The sequence below is a fragment of the Postechiella marina genome (assembly GCF_039538365.1).
GTDB lineage: Bacteria > Bacteroidota > Bacteroidia > Flavobacteriales > Flavobacteriaceae > Postechiella > Postechiella marina.
Map to the genome: position 1 here is coordinate 336,049 of NZ_BAABCA010000005.1, position 22,234 is coordinate 358,282.

The window sequence follows — 22,234 nt, forward strand, 5'->3', positions numbered from 1 at the left end:
TTAAATTCAAGATTTGTGCGTTCGTGTCTCAATTGGTATACACAAAAACTATACTAACAAAAAAACTCCTTTAATCGTTACATTAAAGAAGCCTTTTTAAATGATGTTTAAAAAATTATTTTTTTACTATTCTTTTTGAAAAAATACCATTTTTTGATGCCAATTGTAATACGTATACTCCTTTAGTTAAAGATGAAATATCAATAGCATCTTTATTATATTTTTGAGACGCAACAGTTTTTCCTAGAATGTCTAATATTTTATAAGACTGAATAGCTTCGCTTGATGTAATGTTTATATTGTTAGTTGATGGATTTGGGTAAACTAAAAACTTTATATCCTTTGCTTTTTGAGCACTTAGCGTACCTTGTGTTATAGTAAAATCATCCATGTAAATAACACAATCTGTAGAAGGTACAGTTGATATATTAATAGTACTCCACGCCTCTGTTCCATCTGCTGTTGTTATTGTAATTTCTGTTTGCATTTGTGTCCACACACCTGCAGTAACAGTACTTAAATCAAAATTAGCTGCTTCATTAAACTTATTAGCTGGAACACTTCCACCCTTTTGAGCTGTAAATTTAGCATTACCAGATGGCGTGCCTGTAATATAAAACCAAACAGATAAAACATATGTTCCTGTTACTATATCAAAATTCCCTTCTTTATTTACATTAGACCTATATGTTTGAAGTTTTGCTTTTACGGTACCTAAGTCTCCAGCAGTGTTAGAATCGTAATTTGCTTTCATACTATAGCTACTTCCGTTATGTGTAAAATCTGTAGACTGTTCGAAACCTGCTACCTGTGTCCAAGCTTCAACTATATTTCCTGTAGAACTTCCGCCAGCATAAAGTACTCCCATATCTCCTGGAGTTGCTTCATATCCCGTATCGTATTCAAAACCATATGCAGAAGAGTCGAACCCTGTTATTTGTGCGTTGCAATAACCAACAGCTAGACATGTTATTAAAGTTATTAATTTTTTAAGTAAAGATGTTTTCATAATTCTTAGTTTTAATGGTTATAGTTAATAATGAAGCTAGTTAAGCTTCAAATTAAGATTTAAAACAAAGAAATTAATATCTATAAGTTTTGGTGTGTTTACTAATAAACAAAATGTGCACCTGTGTAAAGCAAGACACAGTTTACCAAGTGACATATGGTGTACAAAAGCGAGAAAATAATACGTTTAATACACAATTTAAAAAAAAACGTAAAACTCTAGAAATAAATATTTTAAAAAATTAAGATGTGGTTGTAATCGCTTTTTTAGTTTTCTTCTTAATTATAAAGAGCCAAAATATTAAGGTAATAAGAAAAGTAACAACTGCTCCTAAAATATATGCCATGTTATGCTCCATTTTAAAACCTTCTGGTGCAATTAAAATATACGTACTACAAACCATAGTCATAAAAATAGCAGGAATAAGAGTAACCCAATACAGCTTTTTTTCTAAAATAAGATATGCAGTAAGCATCCATAAAACAACGGTTGCTAATGTTTGATTACTCCATGCAAAATACCTCCAAATAATAGCAAAATCTATTTGAGTTAAAACAAAAGCTATAGCAAATAATGGAAGACTTATATATAATCTCTTTGTTATTTTCTTTTGATCGTACTTAAAAATATCTGACACTATTAATCGTGCAGAACGAAATGCGGTATCTCCAGACGTTATTGGAGCTGCAACTATACCCAAAACAGCAAGAACACCTCCAAAAGCACCTAACATGTTTAAAGAAATCTCGTTTGCAGCCCACGCAGCATTGTTTCCATTTTTAGCCATCATAGAGTTTAAGCCTTCAACATTATCAAAAAAAGCCATTGCAGCTGCTGCCCAAATTAGCGCTACAATACCCTCTGTAACCATAGCTCCAAAAAACACGGATTTACCATATTTTTCATTTTTTAAACAACGCGACATTAATGGCGATTGGGTAGCATGAAACCCCGAAATAGCACCACAAGCAATAGTTACAAACAAAATAGGAAACAAAGGTGTCTCATCTGGATTAGATTTCATATTTACCAAATTTTCTGGTATCAATTCTGGTATTTGATAATCACCAAAAATTAGAGTCATGAACAATCCAATTGCCATAAACAACATTGCTGCTCCAAATACAGGATATAATTTGCTTATTAACTTATCTATAGGTAATAAAGTAGACAATACGTAATACAATAAAATTACAGTAACCCAACCCCACAAGCCCAAATAGCCATTTGTCATTCCATCAATAATTTTTGCAGGACCAACAAGAAAAACAGTTCCTACAAAAATTAATAGAACCACTGTAAAAACACGCATAAATTGTTTTAAATATGGGCCTAAATACACGCCAACAATTTCGCTTATACTTAAACCATCGTGCCTTAGCGATAACATGCCAGATAGATAATCGTGCACTGCACCTGCAAAAATGGTTCCTAATACAATCCATAAAAAAGCAGACGGACCAAACATAGCACCTGCAATAGCTCCAAAAATTGGCCCTAAACCTGCTATGTTTAAAAACTGAATTAAAAACACTTTCCATGTTGGTAATGGCATAAAATCTACATTGTCCTGCTTTGTTATTGCTGGTGTTTCTCGATCTTTTTTTATACCGAATATTTTTTCGATAAGTGTACCATAAACAAAATAGCCGATAACTAAAACTAGAATGGAAATTATAAATGAAATCATAAAAAAATATTATTTGTACCTAAATTATTAATCACCACAATAATACTAAACTCTACTATGCCTATCGGCAGCAAATTTACCTGGTGTTATGTTGTATTTATCTTTAAACAATTTACTAAAGTGCGATCTACTTTTAAAACCCGTAACAACAAAAACTTCGTTTACAGTTAAGCGTTTTTCTACAAGAAATTCTGCTGCTTTTTTTAACCTAAAATCTTTTAACAACTCGAATGGCGTATGGTTGGTTAACACCTTTACTTTTTGATAAAAATGAGTTCTATTTAAATACAATTGTTTAGCTAAATCGTTAATATCCAATTCTTGATTATCAAGATTATCAGACATTAAATTATATAGTTTTTCTAGAAAGGCATTGTCGTTTCTATTATTTTTATTGTTTTCTTTAGTTAACGGAATCCCTATTTTAAAACGCTCGCTTAATTGCTTTCTATTTAGCAATAGCGCCTCTGTTCTTGTTACTAAATGCTCCATATTAAATGGTTTTTTTATGTAAGCATCAGCCCCATCTCTTAAGCCTTGAATCCTGTCGTCGTTGGTAGCACAAGCGGTAAGTAAAACAATAGGAATATGGCTTGTTTTTACATCCGATTTAACAAGCTTACATAACTCTAGGCCATTTAGTTCTGGCATTAGCAAGTCGCTAATTATAATATCAGGCCATTCATCTTCCATGGCATCAATTAACTCTTGTCCATTACTAAAAATTTTTACTTTAAAAAACTTAGATAATGTTTGCGATACAAAAAGACGCATATCTACATTATCTTCGGCATAAAAGATTACCGATTCGGCAAACGATTCGTCTACTTTTACAAAGTCTATATTATCGTTATTAATTAACAAGGTGTTAGACTCATGCTCTTTTTCGGCTTTTAAAAGTCCTTTTTCTGTTAAAGATTCCTCGTCTTGTATTGGCGTTTTTTTTACAATTGGCAATCTAAGGTTAAGGGTTGTGCCTATTCCTATTTCGCTTTCAATATCAATGTAACCATAATGCATTTCTACCAAACGTTTAGAAAAAGCTAAACCAATACCAGAGCCTCCAGAATAAACATTGTTTTTTTTATGTGTTTGGTAAAACCTTTCGAAAACATGAGGTAAATCATGAGCATCTATTCCTTTTCCTGTATCAGAAATAGACACTAGTAAATCTTTATCTTCAAGTCCATAATTAACGGTAATAACATCGCCAGTATTAGTGTACTTAAAAGCATTATTTAAAACGTTATTAAATACTTTTTCTAGCAATATTTTATCTGCCGATACATACACATTGCCAACCTTACTTTTAATTTCCAGAGTTTTACCTTCGGTAGATGCCATAAAAGAAAAGTCTGAAATTATCTCTTCTATAAAATCATTAAAATAAAAGTGTGTATAATTCATTTTTAACACCTCGGCATCTGTACGTTGAAAATCGTGAACCTGATCTATTAACTGAGATATTTTTTTAGATTGTCGCTTTACAATTTCTAGTTTTTCTTTATACTCTGAATTTGGTTTAATTTGATTTAAAAGAGCATCTACCGGTCCAGAAATTAAGGTTAATGGGGTTTTAATATCATGCGATATATTTGAAAAAAAGCGTAATTTTTCTGCATTAATATGCCTTACATTATTAATTTCTAACTGCTCTATTTCTACTTTATGGTTTAATTTTTGAATTTTAATAATAATAGAAAACGCCAAATAAATAATTAAACAGGCTAATAAAAAATAGATAAAATAGGCCCAACCTGTTTTCCAGTAAGGTGTTTTTATATTTATAATTAACTCTTTTGCTTCTGTCCATTCGTTAATGGAATTTGATGCCATTACGCTTAATATATAACGACCTGGTTGTAAACCGTTATACTGAATTTGTTTTTGATTAGAGGGCACATTTATATAATTACCATCTATTGGAGAAAGCTTGTACTTTAAATGATGATTGGATGGATTGGAGAAATGAAGCGATGTTACCTCTACCGAAAAAACATTTTCGTTGTGCTTTAAATCTACCGTACTTTTATTTGATATATGTTTATTAAACAGCACTCTATTACCAAGTGTATCGTTTGGTTTTATAGTTTTATTAAACACTTTAAAATCGCCAAACTCTATGGCTGGTAACGCTTCGGCTTCGTTTAAATCTTCTGGTTTAAAGTAGCAAAACCCATCTAAACCAGAAAGAAAAATGTAACCGTTAGGCAATCTATCTGCAGCGTACCAGAAATCTTCAAAAGGCAAACCATCTTCTTTATTAAATTTTCTTATAGAAAAATCTTTTGTGTTTAGTTTATTTAGTCCGATATTGGTAGATATCCATAAATTGTATTCATTATCGTAAACAATACTTTTTACCACATTATTAGATAGTCCTTTTTTCTCTGAAAAGGCTATAAACTCTGGTTCTGTGTCACTGTTTACAACTTTACAAACACCTCCTCTTTCTGTACCTACCCAAAGCTCTTCGTTAGGTAAACGCACAATACTAGTTACAAAATTACTAGATATAGATAGTGGCTTGCTTGCATCTTTATAATAATGGTCTATTTTAAGCTTAGATAACGGTTTGTTACCCGCCATTTTTAGTCTATACAGACCATCATCATCGTCTCCTATCCATAAAAAATCGTATAACGGATCGACATAAACACAACGTAATAACGCTATCTCTTTACCTTTAAAGAAAGGGTTATTAGAGAGTTTTTCGAATTTAAGTACATTTTGGTTATTATTAACAACAACCTTGTAAAGTTCTTTATCTGTGCCTAAAAACAAATTACCTTGCTTGTCTTCTGTTATGCACCGAAAGTTACCCGATACATTTAACTCTCCATTCTCAAACTCTACTTTTTTAATGGTTTTAGTACCCGATTTTACACGATACAAATTGCCATCGCTAACAAACTTAATCCAAATGTTTTTGTTAGAATCTACAAACATGGAAGATGTTCTTAACCTTTCGTCATTAGAAATATTAAATGGTAAATCTTCAAACGCTTTTGTTTTGGTATTGTATAAAGATGCGCCTCCTCTACTTACAGAAACAAATACACAATCTTTATCGTACATACTTACAGAGGTTACAGTACTTGTTCTAACACCAAATTTATTTGCCTTACCTACATCAAAACTTTTAAAAGGGTTTTCGTTTAAATCAAACCTATAAATCCCTTTATTAAAAGTACCTGCCCAACAGCCACTATTTTTAGATATTTCGAAACAACTAGCTCGCAGTGCTGCAGTATTTAGTTCTAGGGTTTTATCCAAAACAAGTTCTTTATTGTCTAATTCCGTTTTAATAGACTGAATAACGCTTATACCTTTATGCAAGTGAGCCAACCATAAATTATTTTTATAATCTACTCTTGCATTTTTAAATTCGTAATCTAAAAGTTGAACAGATTTTAATTTAAATTTTAATTTATTCGATTTATCTTTTTTGAAAGAAATAAACCCTACTCCACTTTTTAAAGTAACTAATAAAGTGTTTTTATTAACAGTGCAAATTGAGTTTGTTGTTATAATGCCATTGGTTTTATTTCTTAAAACAAAATCGAAATTACCTGTAATATCATTATAATGAACAAGACCTCTAGAAGATGCAAAAACAAAATTATTTTTATCAATTTTAACCCCATCATACAAACTAACACCAGCAGATATTAAAGTAAAAGGCATTTTAATACGTTTTTCTAACTCGTAGTTTTCGTTAAAAATAAAAAGCCCTTTACGCTCCGAAATACAAAGTATAGAATTAGCGTCTTTATTTACTATTATTTTTCGAATTACAGGACCACTAATGCCTGTATTATTAATTTTTTCTGAATATATTTTTTTAAAAGTATCTGTAGAGCAATTACGAATGGTTATACCTGCATCGGTACCAATCCATAAATTTCCTTTTTTATCTTCTTCAATATCTCTTACTCGGTTACTTGTTAAAAGATCTTCTTCTAGGGTGTTTTTGAATATTTTAAAACTGTATCCGTCGTATTTATTTAAACCATCGTATGTACCAACCCAAATAAAACCTTTTGAGTCTTCAAAAATTGATGTTACTCCGTTATGAGCTAACCCTTCAGAAATTGTTAACTGCTGAGAGTAGTTTAATGCTTTCTCTTGCGAAAATAGTGGTAAGCAAAAAAAAAGAAAGATTACTTTATAAATATGATGCATCATAGATATCAAATTTAATAAAATTGGCAGAGTTAAATTAAAAATCATATCAAAATAAAGAGATATGTAAAAAGCCATTCATTTAAAAATGAACAGCCTTTTTCTAACTTAAAAATAACTCAAAACACTTATATTATTGTTTTAAATAATGCGCTTTAACACGAACAACATAAGTAGTAACTATAATAAAATAGCACTTTGTAAAGTTAGATTATAACTGTAAAGTGTTGTGCGCAACAATACATAAAATGTTGTTGTGCGTAAACTCTAGTTATAAATTTACCTTACGATTATTTTTTTAGAAAACATTTTTTCTGCAGTAACCACCTTAACAATATACACACCCGGTACTATTAAAGACACAGGTATTTTATAATAATTTGGTGCATTTTGTTTAAAAAAGACAGCCTTACCCAAAACATTAAAAATTTCTATGCTAGAACTTTTTGGTGTTTCTATAATTAAAGTTTGACTTACAGGATTAGGATACACCTTTACATCATTATTAATCTCGATATGTTCTACCAAAAGCCCTTCGCAGCTTTTACTAGATTGCACCTTTAAAACTCCTCCCGAAATAGTTTTTACGTTAAAATTTTGGGCGTTAGTTCTTAAAATTTCTGTATCGTTTATATTTACAATATATGGCGCTGTACCTTGATCTATACTTACAGAAATTGTATTTGCTTTTGTATTTAATATTTTTCCAGAAATGCTTCTACCTTCTTCAATTACCAATGCATAACAAGTTTTAAAATTAGTATTATTAACAGATATGCATAAATTATAAGTGTTTGGCTCTAAATTCTCTATACTTAAGGTATTAGAAAAGTTATAGCTTACACCATCAATATCTACTTTATAATCTTGAGTGTAATTGGCATTAATTTTAATTATTCCATTGTTTTCTCCTTGGCATGTTTCGCCTATGGTTTGTATGGTAAAATTATCGTTTTCTTCATAAGACTCTTTTATTTTAACCAAATAAATATCGTCAATATAAAAACGTCCTTTTCCTCCACCATAGTCTGGATTATTATTCACTTTTATTCTAAATTCTGAGTCTATGGCATCGTCTTCCAATACAATTTCAGTTTTTAACGTTACCCATTCATTTTTAGCAATATCATCTATATTCCATCTACTGGCTACCCAAGGTTCAACTATATAAGTATAAAAATTTTGAATTGTCGCCTCTTGGTCTACCCAAACTTTTAAACTCATAGCATAGCGCCCTTTATCTAGAGTTAAATTTTCTGTTCCAGAGGTAGAAATTTGCGAACTAGCAGGTATTTTTTCTATAGCTGGAGGCGCTTTTACCAAAATTTGAAGATCGTCAAAGTACATGGTACCTATACCTCCATAACTACTATCCATCATAATTCTAACATTGGTATCTTTAAAATTATGAGTTAAATTTAATTGCGTACTAACTTCAACCCATTGGTCTGTATTAATTGTAGATAAATTAAACACAGCATTAACATCACTTAATCCAGATGTTCTAAAATTAACTTTTATGTTAGATATATTGGCACCAGCCTCTACCCAAACCATAGCTTTTACATCGTAAACACCAACTTCTAAATCTATTAACATATCTGCAATAGTTGTGCTTCCAAATGCCTTTTTACTTCCGGTATAAGTTGTAGTATTGGTGTATTTTAAACACCTACTAGATCCGTTTGCACCTTTATTAGTTTCTATTGATAAATTATTTGGTTGTTGCATCCACCAACCATTGTTACCTGAAGCCACTTCGAAACCATAATAATCACTATTTAATACATTTATATACTCTTGCGCAGAAACATGAATTATAGAAGTATAAAAAAGAATTATACCATAAATTATTTTATTAAAAAACGCCTTTTTCACAGCTAATTAATTTAAAGGTGCATTTAGTTTAATATCTATAAATCTAAAGGTCCCACAAGGTATTTCGACTTCTACAGCGTTTTTGCTAGATACATTATAGGTTGTGCCATCTAAAATATCGGTTATAGAAACTGGAGTTATGGTTTGAAACTTAACAACAGCTTTTCTATCGTTTGGATTTAAATATTCGCCATCTATTAATGTTAAACGCAAATTTGTTGGCGAGGTTTGCGCTACAACCCAAGCCACGTTGCCAGTAACAGTTAACGGAATTAAAGCAGATGCATTTTTAATATCTGCTTCTATGGTTTGGTAGAACGAATTAGATGCCTCTAATTGTGTTCCGTTTTTAGAATAGTAGTGACGCCCATCTGTATAGTATTCTTTTAAAATATTTTTATAAAGCGGATGCAAATTATCTTTTAAATTTCCTCGAACAGCATTTACATCGGCATGAATACCTGCTTGCGGTGGTGTAATTAAAACGAGTCCGTTTGAGTAAGTAGGCAAATAATTTTGACGCCTATCTTTTACTCCTCCTGCGTAACGCGAAAAATCCCATGGTGTTACTTTAGCACCCATCCAGTTGGCATTCTGCCTGCTAAACACAAAAGAATTGTTGTTTAAAAAATCTTCGTTATAATGTGTAGCCCATTTTAAGCTACTTCCTTCTACAAGAAAATCTTCATCTGGCTCTAACATACTTAAATGTACCGGAGAAAGACTAACAATTTCGCTTGGTTTTGGCACAAACAAAGCACCTTTAGCGACTAAATCCCAGACTATACTCATATAATCTGGATCTATCGCAAAATTATTAATGTATGTAGCTCCATTTGCCATATGATAAATTAAATGGCGTAAAAAGTGATTTGGTAAACGTTGATGGCTAAATTGTCTAGACCTATCGTAACTTGGGTTGTCTGGTACAGTACGTGTGCCCCAATTATTTACAGATCCGCTTGCCCACACACCTACTCTACTAGCTATACTTATATCCATAGACTTATCTGTTGTTTCTTCCATAGACGGTACAAAAACATCTGCAAATTCTCCAGACAGTAAACGTTTCCACATAGGAAGATACACATTACCTTGCCAAAAATTATGCTTAGTACGTACATAAATATTGGTGTTTTTTGTTTTAGAATATTCTGCTAATGGATAAAATAAATGATTCATAACGTAAGCAAAATCATTTGAATGATCTTCTAACTCAGGGTATATTAAAACCGTCTTTTTTCCATTGGCATAATCAAGAATTTGTTTGGTTGTACTTAATTGAAACATGTATGGATCATTACCGTGTCCTCCCCAATAAGCTATTCCTGTATTGCCATCTGGTTTCTCATCGTACCATTTTGTAATATGATCTATAGCGCCTTGTTGAGTTAAATTGTAGTTTCTTCTAGCATCGCGTTTGGCTTCGTATTTAGCATTTCCTAAAGTAGACCTATTCCAATCTTCGGCTTGTCCCATATGGCTTCCTCCTAAAAACATAGGTGTACTGTAATTATCACGAATATTATTTGCTGTCGTTTTTGCCAAACCAGAACTTGTGTTTTCGGTCATAAAATAAATATCGCGAGTTTCTCTTTGGTTTGTAGGCTTATTATAAGTGGTCAAATTAGATCTTATACTCGCAGTATTATTTATTATCTTTTTTAATTTACCTTTCGGAATTAAAGCCTTATAAGCATCTTTCCATCCAGATATTTCGGTATTTATAACATGAATTTGACTACCTCCACTTTGGCAACTAGCTAAAACAATTTTACTTGTTTCTGGCTGTTTCCACATATCGTAATACGAATACTTAGTCTTTAACTTTTCTTCGCTACTTGTATCTAAATTAGTATTAACCAAAACTAATTGATTGCCAACCAAGCACATATATTTATTTGTGCTTATATCTTTAATTAACTCGGGTTGAACCACAGAATATCCAAAACCTAACTTTTTTAATCCATACTTTTCTTGCGTATCGTCCTTTAAATTTAAACGAGTAATACCAGAGTTATTTTGATGGCTTGACGACCCTAATAAAACTTCATTAATACCATCGTTATCAAAATCAGAAATTCTCAACTCCCCAATTGGAGCAGTACTCGAGGTTTCAATTCTTTTAATCGGGGCATCACTTAAAGTATTAAAAAGGTAAATAGCGCCTCTATCTTGCGACGGGTTATTACTAGCGTGCATTACCAAAATATCGTTGTCTACATCTATTGTCATTGGTCTTAAAAAGTTAGCATAATGCACAAAGTCTTTTGCTGTAGTAGTTCCCCATGTTTTTTCTTTAGAATAACTAGATGATTTTAATTCTTTTACTAAGGTGCCATTATTTGCCGATAAATAGTACACATTTAAATCTAAACTACCACAAACTATATAGGGTGTTCCCTCTTTTTTAACAACCGTAACCGTGTACATAGGCACTTCATTTTTTTGATATTGCCATAACGTTTTCCCTTTACTATCTAAACAATAAATAATTCCATCTGCATTTGCTATCAAAATTTCATCATTATTATCGCCTGTAATATCTGCACACCATATGTCGTGTACCATAAAACCCGACAGCTTATTCTTCCATAAAATACCACCATCAAAAGCTACAGCCATTACAATACCCTCGTACGAGCTTGCTATAATATGCGATTGGTTATTAAAATTTGCTGTTCTTACTTTATGAATTGTATGATTAGTCTCTATACTATAAAGTGCCTTATCTAAAAATTCACTAGTTTTTGGCACATCGTATTGTAAAGCATAACTACCAGTTGCAACGTTTGTGTTTACTACACTCCAGTAGGTAGTCTCGTCTTTATCCCAACTTACACCTTGATTTTCGAAACCATATTGCTTGGCTGTGTTTTGAGCATTTATTGTAATAACATTAACCATTACACAAACAAAAACTGACACGTAATTATAAAGTCTTTTTTTAATCATAATTTAAATTAGCTTGTTTACAATGTAAATTTACAGGGATAAAGCAAAAAAAAAGTGTATGTCAATTTATAAAATGTCCATCACAGTAAATCTGATACTAATGCAAAGAAAAAGTCCTTTTAATTATTACAATTAAAAGGACTTTTAAATTATTTTATTTTAAAGGTCTACCAGAACATAGCATACAATACTGCTAAAATAATACACACTACAAAAGAACCAATATTAAACAACGGTGTTGTTTTAAATAACTCTTTAGATAATGCAATACCTTTTGCATCGTCTGCGCCTTTTCCTTCAATATTACTTATTATAATTATAACTAACATAGATAATAATGTTGCTAATCCCATTTGGTGCATCCAAGGTGTTAAAAACTCGAACGCTTCAACATACTTAGGTAAAAACTTTAATGCTAAAGCAATTGGAATAGAAGCTACAGCTCCCCAAATTGCAGCATTATTAGTTGTTTTTTTCCAGAATAAACCTAATAAGAAAACAGCTAATATACCTGGACTTACAATTCCTGTGTATTCTTGTATAAACTGGAATGCTTGATCTATCCCTCCCAATAAAGGCGCTACAATAACCGCAATAAGTAATGCTACCGCAGCAGAAATACGACCTACATTTACGGTCTTTTTATCATTTGCACTAGGGTCTATATATTGCTTATAAATATCCATTGTAAAAATAGTAGATGTCGAGTTTAACATAGATGCTAAAGATGATACAATAGCTGCTGCTAATGCTGCAAACGCTACACCTTTAAGTCCTACAGGCAAAAATTGTAATAACCAAGGGTAAGCTTTATCTGCTTGATCTGTAGATGGTACATTTAGCATACCAACCTCGCCTAATCCAGCCATAATTTCTGGATCGTTAACCATTACATAAGCAGCAATACCTGGTATAACCACAATTAATGGAATAACTAATTTTAAACATGCAGCCAATAAAATACCTTTTTGAGATTCTTTTAAAGATTTTGCTGCTAATGTTCTCTGGATAATATATTGGTTGAAACCCCAATAATAAATATTAGCTACCCATAAACCACCAACTAACACCCAAATACCTGGTAAGTTTACGTAGTTATCGTTAGACTCGTCAAGAATCATATGGAATTTCTCTGGCGCAGCCTCTACCACTTTAGCAAATCCTGCTAAAACACCTTCGCCACCAGATACTGTGTTTAATGCTAAATATGTAGTAACTAAACCACCTAACACCAAGAAAACCACCTGAATAACATCGGTCCAGGCTACAGCAGATAAACCACCGTATAAAGAGTAAGCAGCTGCAAATAATGCCAAACCAATAATAGCATACATCATATCTATGCCCATAATCGTTTCTATTGCTAATCCTCCTAAGTATAAAACTGAAGCTAGGTTAACAAAAATGTAAAGTGCTAACCAAAAGACAGCTAATATGGTTTTTAAGTTGGTAGAAAAACGTTTTTCGACAAACTCTGGAATAGTATACAGTCCTTTTTCTATAAATATTGGTAAAAAGTATTTACCAACAATTATTAATGTTAATGCTGCCATCCACTCGTAAGATGCAATGGCTAAACCTAGAGCGAATCCAGATCCAGACATCCCAATAAATTGTTCTGCAGAAATATTTGCTGCAATTAATGATGTACCAATAGCCCACCACGGTAACGATTTACTTGCCAAAAAATAATCTTCGGCATTTTTTTCATGGCCATCTTTATCACGAGATACCCACAAACCTACACCTAAAATTAAAATGGCGTAAGCGACAAAGACTACATAGTCCCACATTTCAAATCCTGCTGTCATAATGCTTGTTTTGTTGTTTAGTTAGTTTATTTGTTTTTTTCAGAATTCAATAATTAAATGCCTTAACCACATATAAATTAAATAGTTTAAGTCTTAATTTATTATTAAATTCAGATTTTAAAATCCCAAATATAGAAATTTATATTTAATAACCTTGTTTTTTTTAAACAAAAAAACAAACTAGTAGGGTCTAGTAGGTTTTTGTTTTAAATTTATATATATTTGTGGCATAACTTATGATAAAAATCAAAAAAGAAATAGGACTCCCTAAGTACAAGCAGATTATAAAATCTGTAGAAAATGCTATTGTTTCTGGCAAATTGCAAAAGGGAGATCGTTTACCTTCTATTAACAGTATAAAAAACACACATTCGCTTTCTAGAGATACTGTTTTAACCGCTTTTAACGAGCTAAAAAATAGAGGTATTATACAATCTGTAGTTGGTAAAGGCTATTATGTATCGAGCGAAAATGTTAATGTAGAACAAAAAATATTTTTACTTTTTGATGAGCTAAATTCGTTTAAAGAAGACCTATACAATACATTTTTAGAAAGCTTAGGCGACAATATTCAAGTCGATATTTTTTTCCATCATTTTAACGATGCACTCTTTAATAAATTAATACACGATAATTTAGGCGACTATAATTATTACATTATAATGCCTGCCAATTTAAAGAATACTAATATCAGTATTCAAAACCTACCAGAAGACAAGGTTTATATTTTAGATCAAGTCCACGACGATTTAAAACAGTATCCTGCTATATATCAAAATTTTGAAAAAGATATTTACACCAATTTAGATAAAGCTAAAAATCTTATAAAAAAATATAATAAGCTTATTTTAATTTGGCCAGAAGCCAAGCAACCCGTTGGCATGAAATTAGGTTTTGAGATGTATTGTACAAAAAACAAATTAGATTTTGAAGTTATTGATGCTCTTAAAGAAAGAACACCAAAAGTAGGCGACTTATATATTATTCCAGATGATAAAAGCTTGCTTCGTGTTATAAAAAAAATGAAACGCGAAAAATTAAAACTAAGCAAAGATATTGGTGTTATATCTTATAATGACACCCTACTTAAAGAAATTGTAGAAAATGGAATTACTACCATTTCTACAGATTTTAATGCCATGGGTAAGCGCCTAGCCGAAATGATTTTAAATAAAGAACAACTACAAATAGAAAACCCTAACAACCTAATTATAAGAAACTCATTGTAAAACAACTATTAAAAAAACGTAGCATTGTATAACATAACACATCATCAAGAATTAAACACTTTAGAAATTTCGAATTTAGATAAAAGTGTTTTTGCAAAAATTTATTTAAAAGCTGGTGCCAGTTTACAAGAATTAACTTTAGGCGGGCATGCTATTATTCAAGATTTATCGCCATTAAATTATTCTGATACATACTCTTCTTCTATTCTTTTTCCTTTTGCAAATAGAATTAAAGATGGAGTTTATTCCTTTAATGGAAAAACGTATCAATTTGAAGCCAATCAAAAAGAAGAAAATAACGCCTTACACGGTTTAGTTTATAACAAAACCTTTAAAATAATTAACAAAAGTGCAGATAACAATTCGGCTTCTGTAACATTAGAATATAACGAAAATAAAGAAGCTGCAGGTTTTCCATACACCTATAAAATTCAACTAGAATATACTTTAACACGCACTAATTTAGATTTAAAAGTAAGCGTTAAAAATACCAGTTTAAAAATTTTCCCTTTTACATTAGGTTGGCATCCTTACTTTACTAGCGACGATTTAAAAAAGAGTGTTATTAAAATGGAATCGACTCAAAAACTTATAATTGGAGACCGTAATATTACTACAGGTATAGAAGATATAACTCCTTTAAATACATTTAACATTGAAGATAAGCAACTAGACGACTGCTGGGTTTTAAATACAGGTAACGTGTCTTTTAACACGCCTAAATATAAATTACAAATAGGTTCTACCGGAAAAAAGAATTTTTTACAAGCCTACACGCCACCAAGATTAAACACGATTGCTATAGAGCCCACAACAGGAGTATCTGATAGCTTTAACAATAATATTGGTCTAGAAACACTAGAACCAAACGAAACACATACCATTACCTGGAATTTAAAAATAGATTAACAACTAACTATAAAAGATTATGAGTGCACAATTAATTAACGATGTAAAAGCCATTTTTGTCGACACATTTAAAACAGAACCCATTCTTATTTTTTCGCCAGGAAGAATTAATATAATTGGAGAGCATACAGATTATAACGACGGGTTTGTTTTTCCTGCAGCAGTAGATAAAGGAATTGCTGCAGCAATTCAAAAAAGTGATAACAACACATCTACAGCATATGCTTTAGATATGGATAGTAAAATTGAATTCGATTTAGATAAACTTAAACCATCTAAAGAAGGAAGTTGGGAAAACTATGTTTTTGGTGTTGTTGCAGAAATTCAAAATAGAAATAAAGAAGTTGGTAATTTTAATATTGTTTTTAAAGGCGATATTCCGGGAGGAGCAGGCATGTCTTCATCGGCAGCTCTTGAAAACTCCGTTGTTTTTGGGTTAAACGAGTTGTTTAACCTTGGCCTTTCTAAGCATGAAATGATACTTATTTCTCAAAAAGCCGAGCATAATTATGTTGGTGTAAACTGTGGTATAATGGACCAATATGCTAGTATGTTTGGTATAGAAAACCACGCCTTATTGTTAGATTGTAGAACTGTAGAATCTAAACCTTATAAAATAGATTTTAAAGATCACCAGTTAATGCTAATCAATACAAATGTAAAACATAGCTTATCTGATAGTGCTTATAACGACAGAAGATCTGCTTGCGAAAGCATTTCTGAGTTACTAGGTATTAAAGCTTTGCGCGATGCTACTGTGGCCGATTTAGAAACTGTTAAAGACCAAGTAACACCTGCAAACTACCAAAAAGCATTATATGTTATAGAAGAAAACGAAAGAGCTGTTAAAGCATCTAAAGCTATGGAAGCTGATGATTTAGAAACCTTAGGAGCTTTAATTTTTGCTTCGCATAATGGCCTATCTAATCAATACAAAGTAAGCTGCGACGAGTTAGACTTTTTAGTAGATCAAGCAAAAGCTAACAATCATGTTTTAGGAGCTAGAATGATGGGTGGCGGTTTTGGTGGTTGCACCATTAACTTAGTATCTAAAGATCAAGCTGAAGCCTTTGGTAAATCTGCTTCCGAAGCTTATTTAAAAACATTTAATAAAGCATGTTCTGTTTACTTCATAAAACTTTCTGAAGGCACACATATAGTCAAATAAAACACTCAATATAATTACAAAATGAACACCGATTTACAAGATTACTCGCACAAGCGCTATAATATTTTAACAGGCGAATGGGTTTTAGTATCGCCTCACAGGGCTAAAAGGCCTTGGCAAGGACAAAACGAAGCTGTAAATAACGAAGCAAGACCAAGCTACGACGAAAACTGCTATTTATGCCCAGGAAACACAAGAATTAATGGAGAAGTAAACCCTAATTACGAAGATGTATTTGTGTTTACTAACGATTTTGGAGCGCTACAAAAAGACTCCAAAACTTTTTCTGTTGAAGATGGTTTACTAATTGCTAAAAGCGAAACTGGTATTTGTAAAGTAATTTGCTTTAGCCCAGATCACTCTAAAAGTTTAGCTGATATGACTCCAGAAGAGATTCAAAAAGTTGTATTTACATGGCAAAAAGAATATACAGAGTTAGGCGCTAATAAAGCTATAAACTATGTTCAAATATTCGAAAACAAAGGTGCTGTAATGGGTTGTAGTAATCCGCATCCACACGGTCAAATTTGGAGTCAATCTACACTACCAAACGAAGTTGAAAAGAAAAATACGCAACAATTAAATTATTTTAATAAAACAAAAAGTAGTCTTTTAGGCAATTATTTAGCTCAAGAATTAGAAAAACAAGAACGTATTATTTTTGAAAATGAAACCTTTGTTGTTTTAATTCCGTTTTGGGCTGTATGGCCTTTTGAAGCTATGATTGTACCTAAAAAGCAAAAGCGTAGTATTTTAGAGTTAAATGATGATGAAGCCTTACAATATGCTGAAGCTATATCGGTTTTAACTAAAGCTTACGATAAGTTATTTAATACATCGTTTCCTTATTCTAGCGGTATTCATCAAGCGCCAACAGATGGTAACGAAAATAACCATTGGCATTTTCATATGAGTTTTTACCCACCACTTTTAAGAAGTGCAACGGTTAAGAAATTTATGGTAGGTTACGAAATGTTTGGTTCTCCACAACGTGATATTACCGCAGAAACTGCTGTAAAAATGATTAAAGCACAACTTTAGTTATACAAAAAATATTATGAGATTATCTAAAAAAAGGTTAACTTAGGGTTACATCATTATAAATTCCTATTTTAGCGCTTTTTTTAGATAGTCTCATTTTTTATATTTAATGAATACATACGAAACCACATTAAAAGTTACCGAAGATCATTTAGATGATTTAAATCATGTAAACAATGTACATTATGTGCAATGGGTACAAAATGTGGCCAAAGCACATTGGCAAAAAAATGCTCCAGAAGCCATTCAAAGTAAATATTTTTGGGTTTTAATTAACCATTACATCGAGCATAAAGCAGAAGCTTTGTTAAACGATTTAATACAAATTAAAACATACATTGCAGAAAACGAAGGAGTAACCTGTGTGCGTGTGGTAGAAATACTTAACAAAACCACAAACAAACTATTAGCAAAGTCTGAAACTAAATGGTGTTTTATAACTTCTAAAACAAAAAGACCAACCAGAATTACACAAGAAATAAAAAACTTATTTGTTAATTCTTAATTAAAACTACTGTTAAAGTATCTTAATGTAAAGCTTTTAGTACTTTAAAAAGCATTTATTTACTTGCAATTAATTTGTATTAAATAACATGCTAAAAATTACTTTACTTTTTTTTCTGTTATTACCCTACATCTTGTTAGGCCAAGTTGTTTCTGGAAAAATATACGATAAAGACGACACGGTAAAAGGTGCAAAAATAACCAATACAACAAAACAAACCTCTACCTACTCTACTATTAAAGGTGATTTTTATATTAAAGCATCGGTTAACGATACGCTTATTATTTCTTCTTTATTTCATTTAAAGCAAGCGGTAATAATTAACAGCAATTACACTAAAACCAAGGTTGTAATCGAATTAAAAAAAGACATTAACACCTTAGATGTAGTTCTTTTAACCAATAAAACAGAACCAAAACCTTTTAAATCTAAAGCATATACTCAAAATCTAGGTCTTCAAATTAAGAACGATATTAAAAATAATCCACATTTGTATAAACCCATGGCAAGTGGTAATATAGATTTTGTTGAATTGTCGAAATTAATTCGGAAACTTTTCAAAAGTAAAAAAACAAAAAAACCATTAATAAGTGCAACAACCTACGAACAGTTCGATTCATTATTTGCCAACGATAAATTCTTTAACAACAAACTACTAGAAAACAACTTAAATATTTCTAAAAAACACAAAGGCTTGTTCTTCGATTATTGCGATGCTAAAAAACTAGATAGCAACCTTTTAAAAAAGGAAAATAATTTTATTCTTTTAGATTCTTTAGTACTGTTTAGTCAAGACTTTTTAAAAATAATAGACAATTACAATAAAAGTAAATAGCTTTAAAATTAAATACGGTGTTACATACTAAATCTTAACGTCAAAAGTTATATTTTTAACGTTCTAAAAACTTATTTTTTTAATGAAACGCTATCTATATTTCACTTTAACCCTAATTTTTCTAACACTTTGGAGCTCTTGTCGTAAAGATTTTGAATTTACACCAAGCACAGGAAGTTTAGAGTTTTCGAGAGATACCATATATCTAGACACTGTTTTCTCTAATATAGGCTCTAGTACATACAACTTAAAAGTGTATAATAGAAGCGACGAAGATATTGTAATACCGTCGTTAAAATTAGGCCTAGGCGAAACATCAAGTTATAGGTTAAGTGTAGATGGCATGCCAGGTAAAGTCTTTGAAAATGTAGAAATTCAAGCCAAAGACAGCATGTATATTTTTGTTGAAACCACTATCGATTTTAATAATTTTTCTAACCCTGATGGCACATATTTATACACAGATCAAATTGAATTTGATGCCAATGCTAACCTTCAAAAAGTTGAATTAGTAACCTTAGTACAAGATGCTATTTTTATCTATCCAAATAGAAATAACACAACAAAAGTGCTTGAAACTTTAATTTTAAACGTTGGTGGCCAATACACAGGAACCAACATACAAGGTCGAGAATTACTAGAAGACGAACTTCATTTTACAAACCAAAAACCTTACGTTATTTATGGTTTTGCTGCTGTACCTGTTGGAAAAACACTTACTATAGATGCTGGAGCCCGTTTACACTTTCATAAAAATTCTGGTTTAATAGTATCTAACGCAGCCTCTTTACATATAAATGGCGCTTATAGTAACGACCAAGAATTATTAGAAAACGAGGTTATACTTGAAGGAGACAGACTAGAAAGTAATTTTGCAAATACACCAGGGCAATGGGGCACAATTTGGTTAGTTGAAGGTAGTTACGATAACATTATTAATTACGCGACTATAAAAAATGCAACCGTTGGTATTTTATCTGATGGAAATCCGCATGCAGAAAACAACAAACTAAACATATCTAACACGCAAATTTACAACTCGAGTGCCTTTGGTATTTTAGGAAGACGTACATCTATTGCAGGAAATAATGTTGTTATAAATAATACAGGACAATCGTCTTTTGCGGGTACTTTTGGAGGCAAATACAATTTTACGCACAGTACCATTGCCAATTATTGGAATAATAGTTTTAGGCAATTTCCTTCGGTTTTATTAAACAATTTTATTTTAGACGATAATAATAACGCTACACTTTCTAGCCTTATAGAAGCCAACTTTAATAATTGTATTATTTATGGAAACGATAACCCCGAAATTCTATTAGACGAGCTTGAAGATGATGCTGTCGATTTTAATTTTAAATTCACTAATTCTTTAATTCGATTTGATAATACCAATACAAACCTTACTGGTGCTAATTACGATTTAACAAACACGACACACTACCAAGGAAACCTTTTTAACGAAGATCCTAACTTTTTAGATACCCAATTAAATAAATTTAATATTGGAGAAGAATCGGCTGCTATAAATCAAGGATTAGCCACATTTGCAAGTCAAGTACCTTTAGATATTTTGAATAAAAACAGAACTAGCACTCCAGATTTAGGAGCTTACCAGCATATTATTTTTCCTGAAGACGACTAAACATTTTTTTAATGATTTATACTATTATTGATGTTGAAACTACAGGTAAAACTAATAAACTTACCGAAATATCTATTTTTAAATATGATGGAAATAAAGTTATAGACGAGTTTACTTCCTTAATCAATCCGCAAGAACCTATTCCAGATTATATTGTTGCGCTAACCGGTATAAATAATTATTTAGTTGCTAATGCGCCTACTTTTTCTCAAGTTGCAAATAATATTTTAGATATAACAGAAGGCACAACATTTGTAGCACATAATGTTAATTTTGATTATAACGCCATTAGAAACGAATTTAAAGCTATTGGTATCGATTTTAACAGAAAAAAACTATGTACAGTAAGATTGTCTAGACAATTAATTCCGGGTCACAAATCGTATAGTCTTGGTAAATTATGCAACGCCTTAAACATTAATATAGAAAACAGACACCGTGCAAAAGGAGATGTTGAAGCTACAGTTATTTTATTTGAACTTTTACTTAAACAAGACAATGCCAAAGCTGTTTTTAACGAATTCTTAAACAAATCGTCTAAAGAAGCCACCTTACCATCGCATTTACCAACATCGGTTTTTAATAATTTACCAAGTACGCCTGGTATTTATTATTTCAAAAATAAAAAAGGTAAGATTATTTATGTAGGTAAAGCAAAAGATATTAAAAAGCGTGTTTTAAGTCATTTTTATAGCAAAGCAAAAAAAGCTTTGGATATGTGCCGAGATATTGCCGATATAGATTTTGAGCTATCTGGATCTGAATTTATAGCGCTTCTTATGGAAGATGCTGCCATTAAAAAGCATTATCCTGACTTTAATCAACTTTCTAAACGCGCACCTAAAATGTATGCTATTTTTAATTACACAGATAGAAATGGTATTATACACCTTGCATACAACACATTAAAGGCTGCCCCTTACCCAATACTTACTTTATATTCTATAAATGAATGTAGACAATATATAGAACGTGTTTGCAGTACATTTAAGCTTTGCCCCAAATATTGCCATTTACAAGAAGGTGTGTCGTCGTGTAATCACTTTAAAATACATACTTGTCAAGGTATTTGTAAAGACGAAGAACATTACAAAAGCTATAACGAACGTGTTTTAAAAGCCATTACTCACTTAAAGGAGGATTCGAAAGACCTTATTTTAAAACAAAAAGGAAGACACGAAAATGAAGATGCTTTTGTTATAATTGAAAAAGGCACTTATAAAGGCTACGGATTTATTGATAAAACCGAGCAAATTAATAATATAGAAGACTTTGAACCGTTTTTAATTCCGCAAAACGACAATCCTGACATTCAAAAAATTATACGAAGCGAGTTAATTAAAGGTAGTATCTCACTAAGTGTGTAAAGTT

Annotated in this window: 14 protein-coding genes; 8 read left to right on the top strand and 6 right to left on the bottom strand. The window is 31.3% G+C overall.

Annotated features, from left to right (window positions below; translation table 11 throughout):
- Positions 1-115 precede the first annotated feature (115 nt).
- From ABD715_RS13000 to ABD715_RS13025, 6 genes are all read right to left on the bottom strand, one after another.
- Positions 116-1,009 carry a T9SS type A sorting domain-containing protein gene (locus ABD715_RS13000; RefSeq protein WP_344788697.1) on the bottom strand — a complete coding sequence of 298 codons (894 nt, stop codon included), beginning with the start codon at positions 1,007-1,009 and terminating at the stop codon, positions 116-118.
- 241 nt (positions 1,010-1,250) lie between these two features.
- Positions 1,251-2,699, bottom strand: a complete 1,449-nt coding sequence (locus tag ABD715_RS13005) for a carbon starvation CstA family protein (RefSeq protein WP_344788698.1) — start codon at positions 2,697-2,699, stop codon at positions 1,251-1,253.
- Between the two features lie 45 nt (positions 2,700-2,744).
- Positions 2,745-6,887 carry a hybrid sensor histidine kinase/response regulator transcription factor gene (locus ABD715_RS13010; protein WP_344788699.1) on the bottom strand — a complete coding sequence of 1,381 codons (4,143 nt, stop codon included), beginning with the start codon at positions 6,885-6,887 and terminating at the stop codon, positions 2,745-2,747.
- Between the two features lie 276 nt (positions 6,888-7,163).
- Positions 7,164-8,762 carry a T9SS type A sorting domain-containing protein gene (locus ABD715_RS13015; protein WP_344788700.1) on the bottom strand — a complete coding sequence of 533 codons (1,599 nt, stop codon included), beginning with the start codon at positions 8,760-8,762 and terminating at the stop codon, positions 7,164-7,166.
- 6 nt (positions 8,763-8,768) lie between these two features.
- Positions 8,769-11,717 carry an outer membrane protein assembly factor BamB family protein gene (locus tag ABD715_RS13020; RefSeq protein WP_344788701.1) on the bottom strand — a complete coding sequence of 983 codons (2,949 nt, stop codon included), beginning with the start codon at positions 11,715-11,717 and terminating at the stop codon, positions 8,769-8,771.
- Positions 11,718-11,884: 167 nt separating this feature from the next.
- Positions 11,885-13,528: a sodium/sugar symporter gene (locus ABD715_RS13025; protein ID WP_344788702.1), complete on the bottom strand. Its 1,644-nt coding sequence runs from the start codon at positions 13,526-13,528 to the stop codon at positions 11,885-11,887.
- 236 nt (positions 13,529-13,764) lie between these two features.
- Here ABD715_RS13025 and ABD715_RS13030 point away from each other — a divergent pair, with 236 nt between their 5' ends.
- From ABD715_RS13030 to ABD715_RS13065, 8 genes are all read left to right on the top strand, one after another.
- Entirely contained in the window at positions 13,765-14,757 is a 993-nt protein-coding gene (locus ABD715_RS13030; RefSeq protein ID WP_344788703.1) for a GntR family transcriptional regulator, read from the top strand.
- A gap of 24 nt (positions 14,758-14,781) precedes the next feature.
- Positions 14,782-15,666: an aldose 1-epimerase gene (locus ABD715_RS13035; protein ID WP_344788704.1), complete on the top strand. Its 885-nt coding sequence runs from the start codon at positions 14,782-14,784 to the stop codon at positions 15,664-15,666.
- Positions 15,667-15,685: 19 nt separating this feature from the next.
- Complete coding sequence (galK, locus tag ABD715_RS13040; RefSeq protein ID WP_344788705.1) at positions 15,686-16,834, top strand: galactokinase; 1,149 nt, start codon at positions 15,686-15,688, stop codon at positions 16,832-16,834.
- A 21-nt stretch (positions 16,835-16,855) separates the two neighbouring features.
- Positions 16,856-17,875, top strand: coding sequence for a UDP-glucose--hexose-1-phosphate uridylyltransferase (locus ABD715_RS13045; protein WP_344788706.1), 1,020 nt, complete (start codon positions 16,856-16,858; stop codon positions 17,873-17,875).
- Between the two features lie 109 nt (positions 17,876-17,984).
- Positions 17,985-18,380, top strand: coding sequence for an acyl-CoA thioesterase (locus ABD715_RS13050; RefSeq protein ID WP_344788707.1), 396 nt, complete (start codon positions 17,985-17,987; stop codon positions 18,378-18,380).
- Between the two features lie 88 nt (positions 18,381-18,468).
- Positions 18,469-19,215, top strand: a complete 747-nt coding sequence (locus tag ABD715_RS13055) for a hypothetical protein (RefSeq protein ID WP_344788708.1) — start codon at positions 18,469-18,471, stop codon at positions 19,213-19,215.
- A gap of 82 nt (positions 19,216-19,297) precedes the next feature.
- Positions 19,298-20,863 (top strand): hypothetical protein, encoded by a 1,566-nt coding sequence (locus ABD715_RS13060; RefSeq protein ID WP_344788709.1) that lies wholly within the window; start codon positions 19,298-19,300, stop codon positions 20,861-20,863.
- 11 nt (positions 20,864-20,874) lie between these two features.
- The gene (locus ABD715_RS13065) at positions 20,875-22,230 is read left to right on the top strand and encodes an exonuclease domain-containing protein (RefSeq protein ID WP_344788710.1); all 1,356 of its coding nucleotides are present in this window, start codon (positions 20,875-20,877) and stop codon (positions 22,228-22,230) included.
- Positions 22,231-22,234 lie beyond the last annotated feature (4 nt).